Below are 15,450 nucleotides of genomic sequence, written 5' to 3' on the forward strand. Positions count from 1 at the left end.
TAACTTCCGGGCTTGAATTGGGCCGCAAGAGGCGGCTGGATAGGATGTGTCCCCATGTTACGTGATGCAGATGTTCTCTCTCTCCTGATGGGCCGTCGGCAAGGGCATTCCCTGCCGCAGGCGTTTTATACCGATGGTGATATCTTCCAGTCGGATATGAAAAACATCTGGCACAGCGAATGGATCTTCGCCGTGCCGTCAGCGGAAATTCCGAAAACCGGAAATTACGTCACGCTGCAGATCGGCGCCTATTCGGTGATCGTCGTCCGGGGGGCGGATGGCACCATCCGCGCCTTCCACAATTCCTGCCGTCACCGGGGCAGCCGCATTTGCTCCGTCTCGAAAGGCTCCGCGCCCAAGCTGGTCTGCCCCTATCACCAGTGGACCTATGAACTCGACGGCAAGCTGCTTTTCGCGCGCGAGATGGGGCCGGAGTTCCAGCCGGATGATCACGGACTGAAACCGGTCCACTGCGAGAACCTGTCCGGCATGGTGTTCATCTGTCTGGCAGATGTCGCGCCCGACATTTCGGATTTGCGCACACAGGCCGCGCGTTACATGGGACCGCACGACCTGGCCAATCTGAAGGTCGCCCACAGCTCGACCATCATCGAGAAGGCCAACTGGAAGCTGGTGATGGAGAACAACCGGGAATGCTATCATTGCTCAGGGTCCCACCCCTCCCTGTGCCGTACCTTCCCGGACGACCCCTTCCTGGTGGGCGGTGACGATTCCGCTGGTTCCAACGTCGGCAAGGCGCATGTGGAGCGCTGCGAAAAGGCCGGGCTCCCGGCAAAATTCACGATCGCCCCGACCGATCAGTGGCGGTTCGTGCGCATTCCCTTCCTGGGGAAGGCGGTCAGCTACACGATGGACGGGACGGCGGCCGTTTCCAGACGCATCGGCACGGTCCCCTTCGATGACGCCGGCACCTGCCTGTTCTTCCACTATCCGAACACCTGGAACCATTTCCTGTCCGATCAGGTGCTGACATTCCGCATGCTGCCTGTGGGGCCGATGGAAACGGAAGTCACGACCACCTGGCTGGTGCACAAGGATGCCCGTGAGGGTGTCGATTACGATCTAGAGCGCCTGACCGAGGTCTGGATACATACCAACGACGAGGACCGGCGCATCGTCCAGGAAAACCAGGTCGGCATCAACTCACCGGCCTATGAACCCGGTCCCTATTCCCCGACCCAGGAAAGCGGTGTCATCCAGTTCGTCGACTGGTATGCGCGCGCGCTCGAGAAGCGTCTGATCGGCCGCTTCCGCATTGCGGCGGAGTAGCCCCATGATCCCGATGCCCGGGCGCGACACGCCGGTCTGGACAGACAGCGAACTGCTGGAATGCGTCAACGTGTTGCCGGAAGCGCCGGACGTCAAGACCTTCACCTTTCGCCCGCCCTCCGGCGCAACCTTCGTCTACAAGGCGGGTCAGTTCATCACCCTGGACCTGCCTGTCCCGGGCGGCAACGTGCAGCGTACCTACACCATTTCCTCGTCGCCTGTGACCAATGCGTATATCTCCGTGACAGTGAAGGCGCAGCCCGGAAGCGTCGGTACGAGATGGATGCTGGATCACCTGACGCCCGGAATGCGGGTCCGGGCCTTCGGGCCGGCGGGACTTTTCCATCTGCCGGTCGATCCGGATGGCAAATATCTGTTCATTTCGGCCGGGTCCGGCGTGACGCCGATGATGTCGATGGCAACGACGCTCTTCGAACGGGGGGAAGACCCGGATATCTGTTTCATCCAGTGCGCCACTCGCCCGGTCGATCTCATCTTCCGCAAGAAGCTGGAGTACATGGCCAGCCGCGTGAGCGGGCTGCAGCTTCATTTCGTCGTCAGCAGGAGCGATCCATATGTGGTCTGGACCGGCTATCGCGGCCATTTTAACCAGTTGATGCTAGGTCTCATGTGTGCCGACTATCTGGAGCGGGAGGTCTATTGCTGCGGTCCGGAGGCGTTCATGGAGGCGGTGCGCGAAATCCTGAATGCGCTGGGCTACGACATGGACCGCTATCATCAGGAAAGTTTCCAGGCGCCGGCGGAAACCAGCGCGGAACTGACCGAATTCGACGATGTCGTCCCGCAGGAGGACGTCAAGGCGCAGATCGTCTTTGCCGGTTCGAAGGTCTCCGCGTGGTGCTCCGAAACGGATACCGTTCTGGCGGTCGCCAAGGGCGCTGGGCTGAACATACCGTCCGGCTGCACCTTCGGGGTTTGCGGCACCTGCAAGGTCAGGAAGCTGTCCGGCGACGTGCATATGGTCCATTCCGGCGGTATCAGCGAGGACGACGTCGATGCCGGTTACATTCTGGCCTGCTGCTCCAACCCGATCGGGACGGTCGAGGTGGACGTCTAGAATTTGCTGCCTGAGCGGCGGAAATATGCAAGAAATGCGATATGTCAATTGCCCCCGGCTGCGATAAGGGTATTCTTGCGGCCGCTTCAAGGGAGGACAGCGCATGTTGAACAAGTTTGCAAAGACCGGCCGGGCACTGGTTCTGGGAACCGCCATGATGACCGGCATGACGGTGGTCGCATCGGCCCAGAGCGTTCCTGAAGGCGTGACCGCCTATGAGGTTGATGGCGCCTTCGAGGATATCCGTTTCGATCTGGAAAACGCCATCGTCAACCGCGGTCTTGTGATCGATTACGTCTCGCATATCAGCGACATGCTCGCCCGCACGGGCGACGACGTCGGCGGCAAGAAGCAGATCTTCGCAAATGCCCAGGCGATGCTGTTCTGTTCGGCCAATCTGTCGCGAAAGGTGATGGAGGCGGATGCCGCGAATATCGCCTATTGCCCCTACACCGTATTCGTCTACGAAACACCGGAGCAGGCGGGCAAGATCACTGTCGGCTTCCGGCAGCTTTCAGCCACCGGTTCGCAGGAATCGCAGGCCGCCATTGCCGAAGTCAACGCGCTGCTCGACGGGATTGCCCGGGAAGCTGCCGGGCAATAACGAACGACGGTGGGCAGGCAGGGCGGCCGGCGGGATCATGTCTTGTCGGCATTTTCCAGACGGGCGATCAGGCTGGAAGTGTCCCAGCGTTTCCCGCCCATCGCCTGGACTTCGGCATAGAACTGATCGACCAGGGCCGTGACCGGCAGGCGGGCGCCGGTGTCATTCGCCGTTTTGAGGCAGATGCCGAGGTCCTTGCGCATCCAGTCGACGGCGAAGCCATGGTCGAACTTGCCGGCGCTCATCGTTTCCCATCGGTTTTCCATCTGCCAGGACTGTGCCGCGCCACCGCGGATCGCGGCAATGACCCGTTCCACGTCCAGATCGGCCTTCTTGGCGAAATGAATGGCTTCCGAAAGCCCCTGAAGCAGACCGGCAATGCAGATCTGGTTGACCATCTTGGTCAGCTGGCCGGCGCCAACGTCCCCCATCAGGCCGACGAATTTGGCGAAGCATTCGATCACCGGTCTGGCCTTGTCGAAGGCTTCCTGGTCCCCGCCGCACATGACCGTCAGCGCACCGTTTTCGGCCCCCGCCTGACCGCCGGACACCGGTGCGTCGATGAAGGCGCAACCTTTTTCTCCGGCCGCTGCGTGGAGTTCACGCGCGACTTCGGCCGACGCGGTGGTGTTGTCGATGAACACGGCACCTTTCTTCAGGCCGTGAAAGGCCCCGTCAGGACCGGTGGTGACGGAACGCAGGTCGTCGTCATTGCCGACGCAGGAGAAAACGAAATCGCAATCCGTGGCGGCGTCCTTCGGTGTTTTTGCAAAACCGCCGTCGAATTCCTTCGCCCATTTTTCCGCCTTCGCGGTGGTGCGGTTATAGACGGTAACGTCATGGCCGCCCCTGGTTTTCAGGTGACCGGCCATCGGATATCCCATGACTCCCAGACCGATGAATGCAACCTTTGCCATCAAGACGCTCCCTTTTCAGAAAAAGGCCCGGTGAACACCGGGCCGTGAATAAGTTGTTCGTCGCGATTCTATGACATTCGTCGCTGTCTGTCAGCCGGAGGAACGCTGGCACGGATCAGTCGCTCAGGGACCGCAGCCGAAGGAACCGCCGCAGTAGGCGGAAAATGGATCCTGTTTTTCCCGCAGTGGCGGCCTCAAGGCAGCGCCGGGTGAACGGGTCGGGGCGGGTGTTTGCGGAAAAGCGGGTTGCTTCCTGAAAGCTGCGTGCGTAGATATTCAACATCGCCTTACATTCCTCTCCTGTGTGTGAAATGAGAATGTGGCTGTTTTCTGCGAGTGATACCATTCAGGAAGATTTTCGAAATGTAAGGTGAGGTTACATATGGATTGGCGTTCCCTGCCGTCGCTGAATAGTCTGAAAACCTTTGCCGCCGTCGCGGAGACAAGAAGTCTATCCGCCGCGGGACGTGAGCTGAACGTGACGCATGCGGCCGTCAGCCAACAGGTCAAGAGCCTGGAGAGCTTTCTCGGGCTGCAGCTTGTCATGAGGGAAGGGCGCGGGATCGCCCTGTCTCCGGAAGGCGAGCAACTCTTCGAGGGGCTGAGCCGGGGCTTCGGAGCGATTCTGGAAACGGTCGACGAGCTGCTGCGCGAGGACATCGCCCGCCCGCTCAACATAACCGTGACGCCGTCCTTTGCCATCAGCTGGCTGATGCCGCGCCTCAACGACTTCCGCCTCAAGCATCCGGATATCGAACTCATGCTCAACCCGACTGCGGAAGTGGTCGAGTTGAAACCCGGCGGCGTCGATCTGGCGATAAGGTTCGGCAAGGGAGACTGGTCCGGCCTTGAGGCGGAGCACTTCATCAGCACCAATTTTGCCGTGGTCGGCGCAAGATGTCTGATCGGAGACAAGTGCATCGAGAAGCCGGAAGACATTCTCGAGTTCCCGTGGCTTTCCGAATACGGCACGAACGAGATGGCGATCTGGATGGAGCGTCAGGGAGTGATTCCGACCGGCAAGCTCAACATCACCCATCTCCCGGGCTATATGGTGCTCGAAGGGGTGCGCAGAGGTGAAGGGATATCGGCAACGGCGAAAATGTTCATCGAAGCCGATATTTCCGCCGGCAATCTGCAGATCCTGTTCGAAGAAGGCGTTTATCCGGGAACCGGGTATCATCTGGTGACACGCCCCGGTGTCAAACGCCCGCCCCTGAAGGCCTTCATGAGCTGGTTGCGGAGCATGAAGCCGGATCCGGAGGCCTGTTGACGGGGCCTCAGATCACCGACAGGGCCTGGTCGAGATCCGCGGTCAGGTCATCGATATGCTCGATGCCGATGGAAAGCCGCAGCAGGTTTTCCGGAATGCCGGAGGTTTCCCCCTCAATGGTGAACCGGTGTTCGACAAGGCTTTCCGTGCCGCCGAGAGATGTTGCCCGCTGGAACAGGCCGAGCGCCCCCACGACCTTCAGCGCTTCTTCCCTGCCGCCCTTGCACTGCACCGAAAGAAGTGATCCGTAGCCGCCGGACATCATGGATTGAGCGAGTGCGTGTTGCGGATGGCTGGCAAGTCCCGGATAGAGAACCGTCTGGATCTTCGGGTGCTTTTCCAGGTATTCCGCCAGCGCGATGGTGTTCCCGTTCATGCGTTCGACGCGCAGGGAAAGGGTTCTGAGACCGCGCAGGAGCAGCCAGCATTCGAAGGAGCCCAGAACCGCCCCGGCCAGCTTGCGCTCCTCGCAGATCAGTCCCCAGGCTTCGCTGTGCGCATCGGTGGTGGTGACGACCCCGCCGAGGAGATCGGAATGGCCATTGAGGGCCTTGGTGGCCGAATGAACCGCCAGGTCAGCCCCCAGGGACAGGGGCTGGAGGATGAGCGGTGTCGCTGCGGTCGCATCGACCGCAAGCAGGGCGTTTTCCTGTCTGCAGTGAGCGGCGATCTTCGCGATGTCGGCAACTTTCAGAAACGGATTGCTCGGCACTTCGAGCCAGACAAGGTCCGGCCGCGTCACGGCGATCTCGTCCTGAAAGGCTTCAAGGTCGCTGGCGTCTGCCTCCACCAGGGCGATGTTGTTGCGTGCGCAGTGTTTGCGCAGGAAGAGCGTGGTGCCCCAGTAGATGCCCGACTGGGCCAACAGGGTGCCGCCGGGCTTCACAAGACGGGCGACTGCGGCAATTGCCGCCATGCCGGAAGCGAAAAGCCGGCTGTCGGCCCCCCCTTCGAGCGCAGCGATGAGGCTTTCGGTCTTGAGGAACAGGTCATTGTCGTCACGGCTGTAGAGGTGGCCGGGATTGCGAAGTTCATAGGATTCATCCCGCACGAAGGTCGTCGCCGTCGGGATCGGCGGCACCACCGCTCCGGTTGCCTGATCGAAACCGCCGCCGCCATGGGCGAGCAGGCTGTCGACATGCAGTGTGGAAGCAGGGGACTTTGACTTGGACATGACGGATGATCCGGTTTGAAGGGCGAGGAGACTGCGGAAAAACGGTGGTGCTTACCGTTTCAGATGGCGGGTGAGACGCAGCTCGAACCGGTCCCAGACACGGCGGAGAACTTCCACGATCATGAGATACAGCACTGCGGCCCAGATATAGGCCTGAAAATCGTAGGATCTGGAATAGGCGCGTCTCGTTTCACCCATGAGGTCGTAGATCGTGATGATCGACGCAATGGCGGAACCCTTGATCATCAGGATGACCTCGTTGCCGTAGGGCCTGAGCGCCACCATCATCGCCTGCGGCAGGATCACCTTGAAGAATGTGACCGGTCTGGACAGCCCGAGCGCCAGGGCGCCTTCCCATTGGCCTTTCGGCACATTCTGTAGCGCCCCGCGCAGGATTTCCGCCTGGTATGCGGATGTGTTGAGCGAAAAGGCGAAAATCACGCAGTACCAGGCTTCCCGGAAAAAGCCCCACAGGCCGACCGATTCCAGTTCCGTGCGAAACGATCCCGCGCCGTAATATATCAGGAATGTCTGCGCCAGAAGCGGTGTGCCGCGAAAGAAATAGACATAGCCGTAGGCCGGTGCGGAAAAGATGATCCATTTTGAGGACCGGGCGGCGGCGATGGGGACACTGAGCAGGGCGCCGATCAGGAGCGAGAGCCCCACGATCTGCAGCGTCACCAGAAAGCCGTCGATGTAATTCGGCCAGTATTTCAGGACGAACGGGCTCGCGACGTTGGACCCCAGGTAATAGACCAGCGACACGCCGGACACGATCCAGAGCGCCATCAGCACGTGTCCGAGTACCCGGGTATTCGTCCAGCGGCGTGGTGGGGCAGGAGGGCGTTTGGCTTCGGAGGCGGGGGTGGCTGCGGTCATCGTGCGGCCTCTCCCCGTTTGGACCAGCGCTCAACCCAGGCAAGCCCGATCGAGGAGATCATTGCCAGCACCAGGTAGACCAAACAGGCGACTCCGAAAAACAGGAAAGGTTCCTTCGTCACCCGCGCGGCTATCCCGGCCTCGCGGACCAGATCGGCCAGGCCGATGACGGAGACGAGGGAGGTTTCCTTCACAAGGATCAGCCACAGGTTGCCGAGAGCGGGAAGGGCAAGCCGGATCAGTTGCGGCAGGATGATGAATCTCATTGTCTTGAAACGCGAAAGCCCGAGCGCGTTCCCGCCTTCGTACTGGCCGACCGGAATGCCGCGGAAGGCGGACAGGAAGGCTTCGGAGGCATAGGAGGAGAAGACCAGCGCCAGGGCAACCATGCCGGCGACAAAGGAATTCACCTCGATATAGGCGTCGAAACCGATCAGTTTCAGACCCTGCTGGATGCCGATCTGGACACCGAAATACACCAGAAAGAGTGTCAGCAGCTCCGGCAGGCCCCGGAAGATCGTGGTGTAGATATTGGCGGCGAGCTTGAGGCTCGGCTCGGAGGAGTTCTTTGCAAGCGCAATCAGGAAGCCGAGGATCAGGCCGAATGGCAATGTGGCGATTGCCAGGGACACGGTCACCAGAATACCGCGTGCTATGGTGTCGCCCCAGCCGCCCTCGCCAAAGGACAGCAGCGTCAAAGCTTCATTCATAAGCCGGCGCTTCTTTCTTGCTTATCGTTGTTGGTCCGGTCGCCCCTTCGGCCGTGCTGCGGAAAATGTCCGGTAGCCGGGCACGGCGCTATTCATGCGCCGTGCCCGTGACAGGGTCAAACAGCGGACTGATCAGCCGCCGTAGACGTCGAACGTGAAGTACTTGTCGTTGATTTCCTTGTACTTTCCGTTTGCAAGGATTCCCTCGATGGCCGTGTTGAACATCTCCTTGAGGTCGCCGTCTTCCTTGCGGATGGCAATGCCTGCGCCTTCACCGTTGATGACCGGATCCGGGGTGAGGGTGCCCAGCAGCTTGCAGCAGGCGCCGTCATCGGTCGCCAGCCAGTCGGACAGCACCACGACATCGTCGATCACGGCGTCGATACGGCCGCTGGCAACGTCTAGCTTGTATTCGTCAGGCGTCGGATAGAGCTTCAGATCGGCCGAGGGCAGCTTCTCTTCGGCATAGTTGGAGTGAGTGGTGGAGGACTGGGCACCAAGGGCAACGCCCTTGAGGTCCGCATCGGATGTACCGGCGATCTTGGAGTCCTTCGGTACGGCGATGGCCGGCGGGGTGTTGTAGTATTTGTTGGTGAAGTCGACCTTCTGCTTGCGCTCTTCGGTGATCGACATGGACGCGATCACGGCGTCGAACTTGCCGGCCTGAAGAGCCGGAATCATGCCATCCCAATCCTGGGTGACGAATTCGCACTCGACCTTCATCTCTTCGCAAAGCGCCTTGGCGATGTCGACGTCGAAGCCGATCAGTTCGCCATCGGCCGTCAGAGAATTGAAGGGAGGGTAGGCGCCTTCGGTGCCGATGCGCACCTTGGTCCAGTCTTTCGCCTCGGCGCCGCCAACGACAGCCAGAATTGCCACAGTGGCCGCAGCCATCCGCAATACACGCATATTCGGTTCCCCTACTATTTTCTTCGCGGCGCAGACGGGTTCTTCCCGCCTTTTTGCCCGATAACCCTATTCCATACACTTCGGCCTGAATTTCAAGCATGCCCAGAAAAAAAACACAGACCGGATATATGTTTTTCGTGTTCGGGTCATTCCGACGTTGCCCTGCATCCACAACATGGTTCCCGTGTAACTTTGGCTGATGTTGCTCCGGCCTGCCGGCGGGCAGGACATCGTCAGGCTGTGGAAAATCGCACGCACCCTGCCGGACATGCACACTGGCAGGCAGGAGCGCGCGAGTCGGACGGTTTTCTCGCAGCAATCGGCCCGGAAAACATGTAAACAGTGCGCAGGACACGCTTTTCGGGAAACGAGATCGGTGCCGCCGAGTATCTTCACGCCGCGAATATCCGGTGGAACAGGCGTCACCAGCTACCGATCCATCAAGATATTTCTTGAAATTCATGAACTTATTGAATTTGTTGCAATGGGTAGAACTCCTTAGGGTCGCGACCCGGCCGGATGCTCTTCCACCGGGATCAAAGCGTGCCGGACTTCCTAATGACAGGGGCATGAAATGGCAGAGTTCGAACTGTTCATCGGTAACAAAAACTACTCTTCCTGGTCGTTCCGGCCATGGATCGCACTGAAACAGAAGGGGATCCCGTTCCGGGAACATCTGGTCCCATTCGATTTCGAACGGGGAAACCCCCGGTTTGCCGCCTTTTCACCGAACATGAAGGTTCCGGTGCTCAAGGATGGCGACCTGACGGTCTGGGACAGTTTCGCCATTCTGGAATATGCGTCCGAGATCTACCCTGAAAAGGAGCTGTGGCCGGAAGAGCTGAACGCCCGGGCCAGGGCGAAAGCCGTTTCGGCGGAAATGCATTCCGGATTTGTCTCCCTGCGCAGCGCCTGTCCCATGAACATGCGCCGTCCTGTCCGCAAGCTCGAGGTCGATGAAGGCGTCGAGGCGGACGTCGCCCGGATTGTGCAGGTCTGGACAGAGACCCTGGAAGAGTCCGGCGGGCCGTTCCTGTTTGGCGACTTCACCATCGCCGATGCCATGTTCGCGCCGGTCGTCAGCCGCTTCGCGACCTACTGCCTCTCCGACGCTCCCGTGGTTCGCCGCTATTCGGATGTGATGATGTCGACACCTGCCTGGAAGGCCTGGGAAGGCGATGCCCTGAAGGAAACCTGGGTCGTGGATGTGGACGAGGTTTAGGGGGAAGGGACTCGACGATGCGGTCTCACAACGGCTTGCCGTGACTGATCGCGATACGCTTTAGCGGATCCCGAAGCCGTTGAAAGGCAGGAAGGTCACGGGATCCCCCTTGCCGATCGACGTTATGTCCTCTGGGATCTCGACCAGGCCATCGGCCTTGCGCAGCCCCGTAATCAGGCCCGAGCCGTCCGGGCCGAATTTGGAGACGACCGTGCGTCCGTTGGCGTCCTTTTCCAGGAATCCCCGGTAAAATTCCCGTCTGCCGGGCTTCTTGTTCGCGACCTCGAAGGCCGCGGGCATTTGCAACCGTTGCGGTTCCGGAAAACCACCACCGGCCATCGCGCTGATTGCAGGACGGGCGTAGAGCAGGAAACTGACCATCGCGGCGACCGGATTGCCGGGGAGCCCGAGGAACGTGCACTCGCCGATCCTGCCGAACATCATGGGCCGGCCGGGCTTGATCGCCAGTTGCCACATGTCCCGCTGCCCAAGCCGGTCCAGTGCCTTGTGGATATGGTCCTCTTCGCCACGGCTGGCGCCCCCGGTGGTCAGCACCACATCGAACCGGCTCGCGGCGTCACCGATTGCGGCTTCGACCTGGGCTGCGTCGTCCCTGATGATCCCCAGATCCACCGCCTCCACCGGCAGCCCGGCGCACAGGCCCCGCAGCAGGAAATGGTTGGCGTCATAAACGTCGCCAAGCGCAATCGGGTCCCCCGGGCGCCGCAATTCGTCGCCCGTCGACAGCAGGGCCACCTTGAGTTTGCCGAAGACGCTGACGTCGGGCTGCCCTGTCGAGGCAATCGCGGCCAGATCCTGAGGGCGCAGGCGATGACCTGAGTCCAGGATGGTCGTCCCCGCCGCGACATCCTCGCCGGCCTTGCGGCAATTGGCGCCTTTGTGCAGTCCCTGAGGCACGATCACGAAGTCCTGCCCGTCCTGCCGGTGGGGTTCGCAATCCTCCTGCATGGCAACCGTGTCGGCGCCTTGCGGCATGACGGCGCCGGTGAAAATCCGCGCCGCGGACGCGGGGGCCAGTCGGGCGTTGCTCGCATGTCCGGCGGCGATCCTCTGGTGCAGCCGGAAAAAACCTCCCGCCTGGTCAAAGTCGGAATGACGGAAGGCATAGCCGTCGACGGCGGAATTGTCGGCAAGGGGGACATCGCGCGGCGCCGTGATGTCCTGGGCCAGTATGCGCTCCAGCCCCTTTTCCAGCGGGACCGTTTCCGGCGCTGCCACCACCGGGACGCGCTCCTTGAGGATTGTCAGGGCCTCATGGTGGGTAAGTGTCTTCCTGTCGTGAGCAAAACAGTCGTCGAGGACGGGATTTCCGGTCATTGCACGGGTCTTTTCAGATCAAGATGCTCCTGGATGAAGTCGGCCATTTTCTCCACGTCGTCGAGATGGAAGACCGGAAGACCTTCCTCCGGGACGTTGTGATCGGCTGCAATCGCGACGATGTTGGGATCGGACGCCGAAAGCGGTTCCCGGTCGCCCGATTCCCGGCGCCGGGATTCGATCTTCGGATGGGATTCGCGCTTGTATCCCTCGATCAGGATGAGGTCACATGGTGCGATGCGGGCAAGAATCTCTTCCAGAGGCGGTTCCTCGTCGCCCCGAAGTTCATGCATCAGGGCCCAGCGGCGGCCGGAAACCAGCGCGACTTCATGGGCGCCTGCTTCCCTGTGCCGGTAACTGTCGGCGCCCGGCCGGTCGATATCGAAATCATGGTGGGCATGCTTGACCGTCGAGACCCGGAAGCCCCGGCGGGTGAGTTCAGCCACCAGGCGGGTCACAAGACCGGTCTTGCCGGAATTCTTCCAGCCGGTGATGCCGAAAACGGGTGTGTCGTTCATGGCGAGTTTTGGCTCATTGTTTCCCGGACCGTTACCAGGTCCTCGGGTCTGTTGGCGTTGAAAAACGGGTCAAGACCGGTCGCCGGATCCGTGCCGAAGGAGACTTCCACACTGTCATGTCGGTCGACGAATGCCAGCACCTTGCCGTTTTGACCACTTGTCAGCCAACCGTGCAGATCCTGCAACAGGGCAACTGGCCACAGGCCGAAGACCGGGTGCAGCCGGTCGCGGGACGAGGCGAGGGCGACCACCGAACCCTCGGTCGGAACGGCGGAACAAAGCCGGTCCACCAGTGTAAGGGGAAAGAACGGCGTATCCCCGGCGACAGACACGATATGCGTCACCTCCGGGCGGTGGTCCCTGGCGAAGGTCAGGCCGGCCAGTATGCCGGCGAGGGGGCCGGCGTAGTCCCCGACCGGATCGGCGATGACCGGCAGGCCGAAGGCTGCGAACCGGCCGGGATTGCCATTGGCATTCAGAATCAGTTCCGGAACCTGATGCGTGAATCGCTCGACAATCATTTCGAGCATTGTCCTGCCGCCGAGATCCATCAGGCTCTTGTCACCGCCGCCCATGCGTCTTGACAGACCTCCCGCCAGAATACAGCCGAGGACCCGGTCCCGGCTCAACGCTCCGCTTTCCGCATTCATTCCGCCGGTAAACTCCTTCCGCGCTTCGTCATGACGGTTCGGGGCGGGCCGGTACAAGGCCGTCGGCATGACGCCGTGTTCTGCATCCGGAGTGACGCCCGAAGCAGTCAGTGACGAGACCGTAGCCTAGGAGAGAGAGTTGTCCGAGGGCAAGGCGGGAATCCGGCGGCCGTGAAAAAGGACTCTCCGATGGGCCGCACAGCGACATTGGCGGGCCGCCTGACGGTCCGGCGAGATGCTTTCGCGCTTCGGCCCGGTCGATAGACCGCCCCGCTGTCAGGCAGATGCCTGACAGGGAATCAGCTGTCCGTGCGGAATTTCGTCAGTGCCATGAAGGCGCCGCCGGCAAGAAGCCCCCAGAAAGCTCCGGAGACACCGAAAAAACCAACCCCGGATGCGGTAACCGCGAAGGTGATGATCGCACTGTCCCGGGTGCCTGCCGATTTGGTGGCTTCGCTGATGGAAAAGGCAAAGGCGCTCAACAGGGCAAGGCCTGCGACCGCCTCGATCAGGATCGAGGGCGTCGCCGCGACAAAGGTCATGACCAGTCCGGCGAACAGGCCGAAGAGAATATAGACAGCGCCCGCCGCCGCAGCGGCCCAGTAGCGCTGGCCGGGATCCTTGTGCGCATCGTCCCCGGCGCACATTGCTGCCGTGATCGCGGCCAGATTGACCGCATGACCGCCGAACGGCGCGGAGAGAAGACTGAAGATGCCGGACAGGGTGAAAAGCGCGCCGCTCCTGGGGTGATAGCCATAGGCCCTCAGAACAGCGATACCGGGAATGTTCTGCGAGGCCATGGTCACGATGAACAGCGGCAGGGCGATGCTGATCATCGCTTCGAATGAAAACACCGGCCGGATCAGGATCGGTGTGCTGATCAGCTCGGCCGAGGAAAGGTCGATGGGGCCGCTGATCGCCAGGGCGATCGCGAAGGTCATGATCATCGCCAGAGGCACCGCGTAAAGCCGTGCGAAGCGAAAGGCGATTGCCCATGTCGCGATGATTGCCAGACCGCTTGCCGGCAGTTCCGCGACGGCCCGCACTGGCGCCAGACACAATCCGAACAGGACACCGGCGAGCATGGCGTTGGCGAGAGGAGCCGGAATGGCGGCCACAGCTCTGCCGAAAGGGCGTATCAGGCCGGCAAGCACGATGAGAAAGGCGCACACGATGAAAGCGCCGACAGCCGCGGCAAACCCGCCGTCCGGCGTACCGGCAGAAGCCAGAAGGGCCGCTCCCGGCGTGGACCAGGCAATACTCACGGGGATTCGGGTCTGCAGGGATGCCACGATGGCGCACAGGCCCATGGAAATCGACAGAGCCATCAGGCCGCTCGTCGCTTCGGCCGCATTGGCGCCGGAGGCGGCAAGTCCCTGGATCACGATGGCAAAGGAACTCGCAAAGCCGACGATGGCGGCAAGCAGACCGGCGGAAAGAGACTGGAGGGCGGGCGCGCGTAGAGACATGTGTGCTTCCTTGAAAACCGGGCACACAATATCCGTCTTGCGGACAAAGGGAACAGGTTGCGAAAGGAAAGCCGGTTCGGCCGGGCCGCAGGCAGGCGTTGTGTCGGCCGTCCCGGTTTAGAGGGCGGAGCTGCGACAAGGTCGCGCTCCGGTCCCGGATCAGATCATCAGCATGTCGTTGGTCAGGCGGCCTTCCTGCAGTTCCGTGGCAAAATGCCCGAAGGCCTTATAGGCCTCTTCGCGGTTCACGTCGGCCGGATGGTCCAGAAGTGGACGAAGCACCGCATGCCGGGAGGCGGCAATGCCGTCGGTCAGGTCGCGGAAGAACATCAGCGAGTTCGGGAACAGCCTGAAATCAGCCGGTTCGTGGACGATGCCTTCGATCGCGTGAAGACGCGGATCGTTCATGACACAATAGACCGTGTCGAGCACCGGGCCGGTCCGGCCTTCCAGAACCTGAATGATGTGCTGGTCGACAAGCAGCAGAGCTCCGGTCACACCGGCTTTCCGGTTGATGCGGCGAATGCGCAACAACGTCTTGTCGATCTCGTCAGTCAGGGGCAAGCGCATCTTGTCCCATCTGATCTTGCTTCGGTAGCAGGCGCGGTAGAGTTCCATGGCGTGTTCATCCTTGAGCCGATGTATCCAGCCTGCGCGCCAATTCCTCACATTTGCTTAAAATCCGATTCAATTTGGAAGCATTTCCTGCGAAGAAACGCGAAAATTTCTTGGTTCTTCGAAAAAATGTGCTTTGTCGTCCTGCCGGGTGATAAACAAAGCTGTGTAAAACTACGAATACTCTTCGTCATCAGGATAGGCACATCAGCGATCCTCCGCCAGCCTGAAATCCAGACCGGCTTTAACGGCCGGCCATTCGTGCGGCAGAATCGAATAGACGGCAGTGTCCCTCAGAGCACCGTCCGCGGTGCGCTGATGTGAACGCAACACGCCGTCGAGTTTCGCCCCCAGCCGTTCGATGGCGGCGCGGCTCTGGCGATTCATGAAATGGGTGCGGAATTCCACCGCGATGCAATCAAGCTCTTCGAAGGCATGCGCCAGCAGCATGCGTTTGCACTCCGTGTTCACTCGCGTGCGCTGAACCGCCTTGCGGTACCATGTGGACCCGATCTCCACCCGTTTATGCACCGGGTCGATATTCATGTAGGTCGTCATGCCGACCGCCTTGCCGTCCGGGGTCAGCACCGCGAAGGGGAGCATGGAACCCGTTTCCTGCAGGCCGAGACGCCGTTCGATTTCCGCAGGAACCGCGCCCGGCTCGGGAACGGAAGTGTACCAGACCTTCCACAGGTCTCCCTCCGCGGCAGCTTCCGCCAGGTCCGCGGCGTGGCTTCGGGACAGCGGTGCCAGAATTGCACTGTTTCCGGTCAGGGTGACGGGCAGGGGCCAGCTCATGGGTTT

Annotated in this window: 16 protein-coding genes; 5 read left to right on the forward strand and 11 right to left on the reverse strand. The window is 61.0% G+C overall.

Annotated elements, in window-relative coordinates; translation table 11 throughout:
* The first annotated feature begins 54 nt into the window (after positions 1–54).
* The 3 genes from DCO57_RS01475 (at position 55) to DCO57_RS01485 (ending at position 2,972) form a co-directional block, all read left to right on the forward strand.
* Entirely contained in the window at positions 55–1,290 is a 1,236-nt protein-coding gene (locus DCO57_RS01475; RefSeq protein WP_116697061.1) for an aromatic ring-hydroxylating dioxygenase subunit alpha, read from the forward strand.
* Positions 1,291–1,294: 4 nt separating this feature from the next.
* Positions 1,295–2,368: a hybrid-cluster NAD(P)-dependent oxidoreductase gene (locus DCO57_RS01480; protein ID WP_116697062.1), complete on the forward strand. Its 1,074-nt coding sequence runs from the start codon at positions 1,295–1,297 to the stop codon at positions 2,366–2,368.
* A gap of 103 nt (positions 2,369–2,471) precedes the next feature.
* The gene (locus DCO57_RS01485) at positions 2,472–2,972 is read left to right on the forward strand and encodes a DUF302 domain-containing protein (RefSeq protein ID WP_116697063.1); all 501 of its coding nucleotides are present in this window, start codon (positions 2,472–2,474) and stop codon (positions 2,970–2,972) included.
* 35 nt (positions 2,973–3,007) lie between these two features.
* On the opposite strand, the gene DCO57_RS01490 is transcribed toward DCO57_RS01485, so the two are convergent.
* Positions 3,008–3,889, reverse strand: coding sequence for an NAD(P)-dependent oxidoreductase (locus tag DCO57_RS01490; protein WP_116697064.1), 882 nt, complete (start codon positions 3,887–3,889; stop codon positions 3,008–3,010).
* Positions 3,890–4,271: 382 nt separating this feature from the next.
* Here DCO57_RS01490 and DCO57_RS01495 point away from each other — a divergent pair, with 382 nt between their 5' ends.
* Positions 4,272–5,162, forward strand: a complete 891-nt coding sequence (locus DCO57_RS01495) for a LysR family transcriptional regulator (protein ID WP_116697065.1) — start codon at positions 4,272–4,274, stop codon at positions 5,160–5,162.
* 7 nt (positions 5,163–5,169) lie between these two features.
* Here the strand turns inward: DCO57_RS01495 and DCO57_RS01500 are convergent, their stop codons facing one another.
* The 4 genes from DCO57_RS01500 to DCO57_RS01515 all read right to left on the reverse strand — a co-directional run bounded on the left by DCO57_RS01500 (position 5,170) and on the right by DCO57_RS01515 (position 8,834).
* Positions 5,170–6,336: a PLP-dependent transferase gene (locus tag DCO57_RS01500; protein WP_116697066.1), complete on the reverse strand. Its 1,167-nt coding sequence runs from the start codon at positions 6,334–6,336 to the stop codon at positions 5,170–5,172.
* A gap of 51 nt (positions 6,337–6,387) precedes the next feature.
* Complete coding sequence (locus DCO57_RS01505; protein ID WP_116697067.1) at positions 6,388–7,215, reverse strand: ABC transporter permease; 828 nt, start codon at positions 7,213–7,215, stop codon at positions 6,388–6,390.
* The gene (locus DCO57_RS01510; protein ID WP_116697068.1) at positions 7,212–7,925 is read right to left on the reverse strand and encodes an ABC transporter permease; all 714 of its coding nucleotides are present in this window, start codon (positions 7,923–7,925) and stop codon (positions 7,212–7,214) included. Before DCO57_RS01510 ends, DCO57_RS01505 begins: the two co-directional genes overlap by 4 nt.
* A gap of 132 nt (positions 7,926–8,057) precedes the next feature.
* A complete protein-coding gene (locus DCO57_RS01515; protein ID WP_116697069.1) occupies positions 8,058–8,834 on the reverse strand; it encodes an ABC transporter substrate-binding protein in 777 nt (258 codons plus the stop codon).
* 574 nt (positions 8,835–9,408) lie between these two features.
* On the opposite strand from DCO57_RS01515, the gene DCO57_RS01520 reads away from it, so the two are divergent.
* A complete protein-coding gene (locus DCO57_RS01520) occupies positions 9,409–10,056 on the forward strand; it encodes a glutathione S-transferase family protein (RefSeq protein WP_116697070.1) in 648 nt (215 codons plus the stop codon).
* Positions 10,057–10,116: 60 nt separating this feature from the next.
* Here the strand turns inward: DCO57_RS01520 and glp are convergent, their stop codons facing one another.
* From glp to DCO57_RS01550, 6 genes are all read right to left on the reverse strand, one after another.
* Positions 10,117–11,394: a gephyrin-like molybdotransferase Glp gene (glp, locus tag DCO57_RS01525; protein ID WP_116697071.1), complete on the reverse strand. Its 1,278-nt coding sequence runs from the start codon at positions 11,392–11,394 to the stop codon at positions 10,117–10,119.
* Entirely contained in the window at positions 11,391–11,912 is a 522-nt protein-coding gene (mobB, locus tag DCO57_RS01530) for a molybdopterin-guanine dinucleotide biosynthesis protein B (protein ID WP_116697072.1), read from the reverse strand. The genes glp and mobB overlap by 4 nt, the downstream gene beginning before the upstream one ends.
* The gene (gene mobA / locus DCO57_RS01535; RefSeq protein ID WP_165814615.1) at positions 11,909–12,541 is read right to left on the reverse strand and encodes a molybdenum cofactor guanylyltransferase MobA; all 633 of its coding nucleotides are present in this window, start codon (positions 12,539–12,541) and stop codon (positions 11,909–11,911) included. The genes mobB and mobA overlap by 4 nt, the downstream gene beginning before the upstream one ends.
* Positions 12,542–12,861: 320 nt before the next feature.
* Positions 12,862–14,058 carry a benzoate/H(+) symporter BenE family transporter gene (locus tag DCO57_RS01540; protein ID WP_279629125.1) on the reverse strand — a complete coding sequence of 399 codons (1,197 nt, stop codon included), beginning with the start codon at positions 14,056–14,058 and terminating at the stop codon, positions 12,862–12,864.
* Positions 14,059–14,190: 132 nt separating this feature from the next.
* Entirely contained in the window at positions 14,191–14,649 is a 459-nt protein-coding gene (locus DCO57_RS01545) for a BLUF domain-containing protein (protein ID WP_116697074.1), read from the reverse strand.
* A 204-nt stretch (positions 14,650–14,853) separates the two neighbouring features.
* Positions 14,854–15,444 carry a GNAT family protein gene (locus tag DCO57_RS01550; RefSeq protein ID WP_116697075.1) on the reverse strand — a complete coding sequence of 197 codons (591 nt, stop codon included), beginning with the start codon at positions 15,442–15,444 and terminating at the stop codon, positions 14,854–14,856.
* Positions 15,445–15,450 lie beyond the last annotated feature (6 nt).

The organism is Labrenzia sp. 011, assembly GCF_003075075.1.
Taxonomy (GTDB): domain Bacteria; phylum Pseudomonadota; class Alphaproteobacteria; order Rhizobiales; family Stappiaceae; genus Roseibium.

Bases quoted from the DNA above. Each gene is read 5' to 3' on its own strand.
- DCO57_RS01475 (WP_116697061.1), top strand. From the start codon at position 55: ATGTTACGTGATGCAGATGTTCTCTCTCTCCTGATGGGCCGTCGGCAA.
- mobB (WP_116697072.1), bottom strand. From the start codon at position 11,912: ATGAACGACACACCCGTTTTCGGCATCACCGGCTGGAAGAATTCCGGC.
- DCO57_RS01490 (WP_116697064.1), bottom strand. From the start codon at position 3,889: ATGGCAAAGGTTGCATTCATCGGTCTGGGAGTCATGGGATATCCGATG.
- DCO57_RS01550 (WP_116697075.1), bottom strand. From the start codon at position 15,444: ATGAGCTGGCCCCTGCCCGTCACCCTGACCGGAAACAGTGCAATTCTG.
- DCO57_RS01485 (WP_116697063.1), top strand. From the start codon at position 2,472: ATGTTGAACAAGTTTGCAAAGACCGGCCGGGCACTGGTTCTGGGAACC.
- DCO57_RS01505 (WP_116697067.1), bottom strand. From the start codon at position 7,215: ATGACCGCAGCCACCCCCGCCTCCGAAGCCAAACGCCCTCCTGCCCCA.
- glp (WP_116697071.1), bottom strand. From the start codon at position 11,394: ATGACCGGAAATCCCGTCCTCGACGACTGTTTTGCTCACGACAGGAAG.
- DCO57_RS01500 (WP_116697066.1), bottom strand. From the start codon at position 6,336: ATGTCCAAGTCAAAGTCCCCTGCTTCCACACTGCATGTCGACAGCCTG.
- DCO57_RS01510 (WP_116697068.1), bottom strand. From the start codon at position 7,925: ATGAATGAAGCTTTGACGCTGCTGTCCTTTGGCGAGGGCGGCTGGGGC.
- DCO57_RS01545 (WP_116697074.1), bottom strand. From the start codon at position 14,649: ATGGAACTCTACCGCGCCTGCTACCGAAGCAAGATCAGATGGGACAAG.
- DCO57_RS01495 (WP_116697065.1), top strand. From the start codon at position 4,272: ATGGATTGGCGTTCCCTGCCGTCGCTGAATAGTCTGAAAACCTTTGCC.
- DCO57_RS01480 (WP_116697062.1), top strand. From the start codon at position 1,295: ATGATCCCGATGCCCGGGCGCGACACGCCGGTCTGGACAGACAGCGAA.
- DCO57_RS01520 (WP_116697070.1), top strand. From the start codon at position 9,409: ATGGCAGAGTTCGAACTGTTCATCGGTAACAAAAACTACTCTTCCTGG.
- DCO57_RS01515 (WP_116697069.1), bottom strand. From the start codon at position 8,834: ATGCGTGTATTGCGGATGGCTGCGGCCACTGTGGCAATTCTGGCTGTC.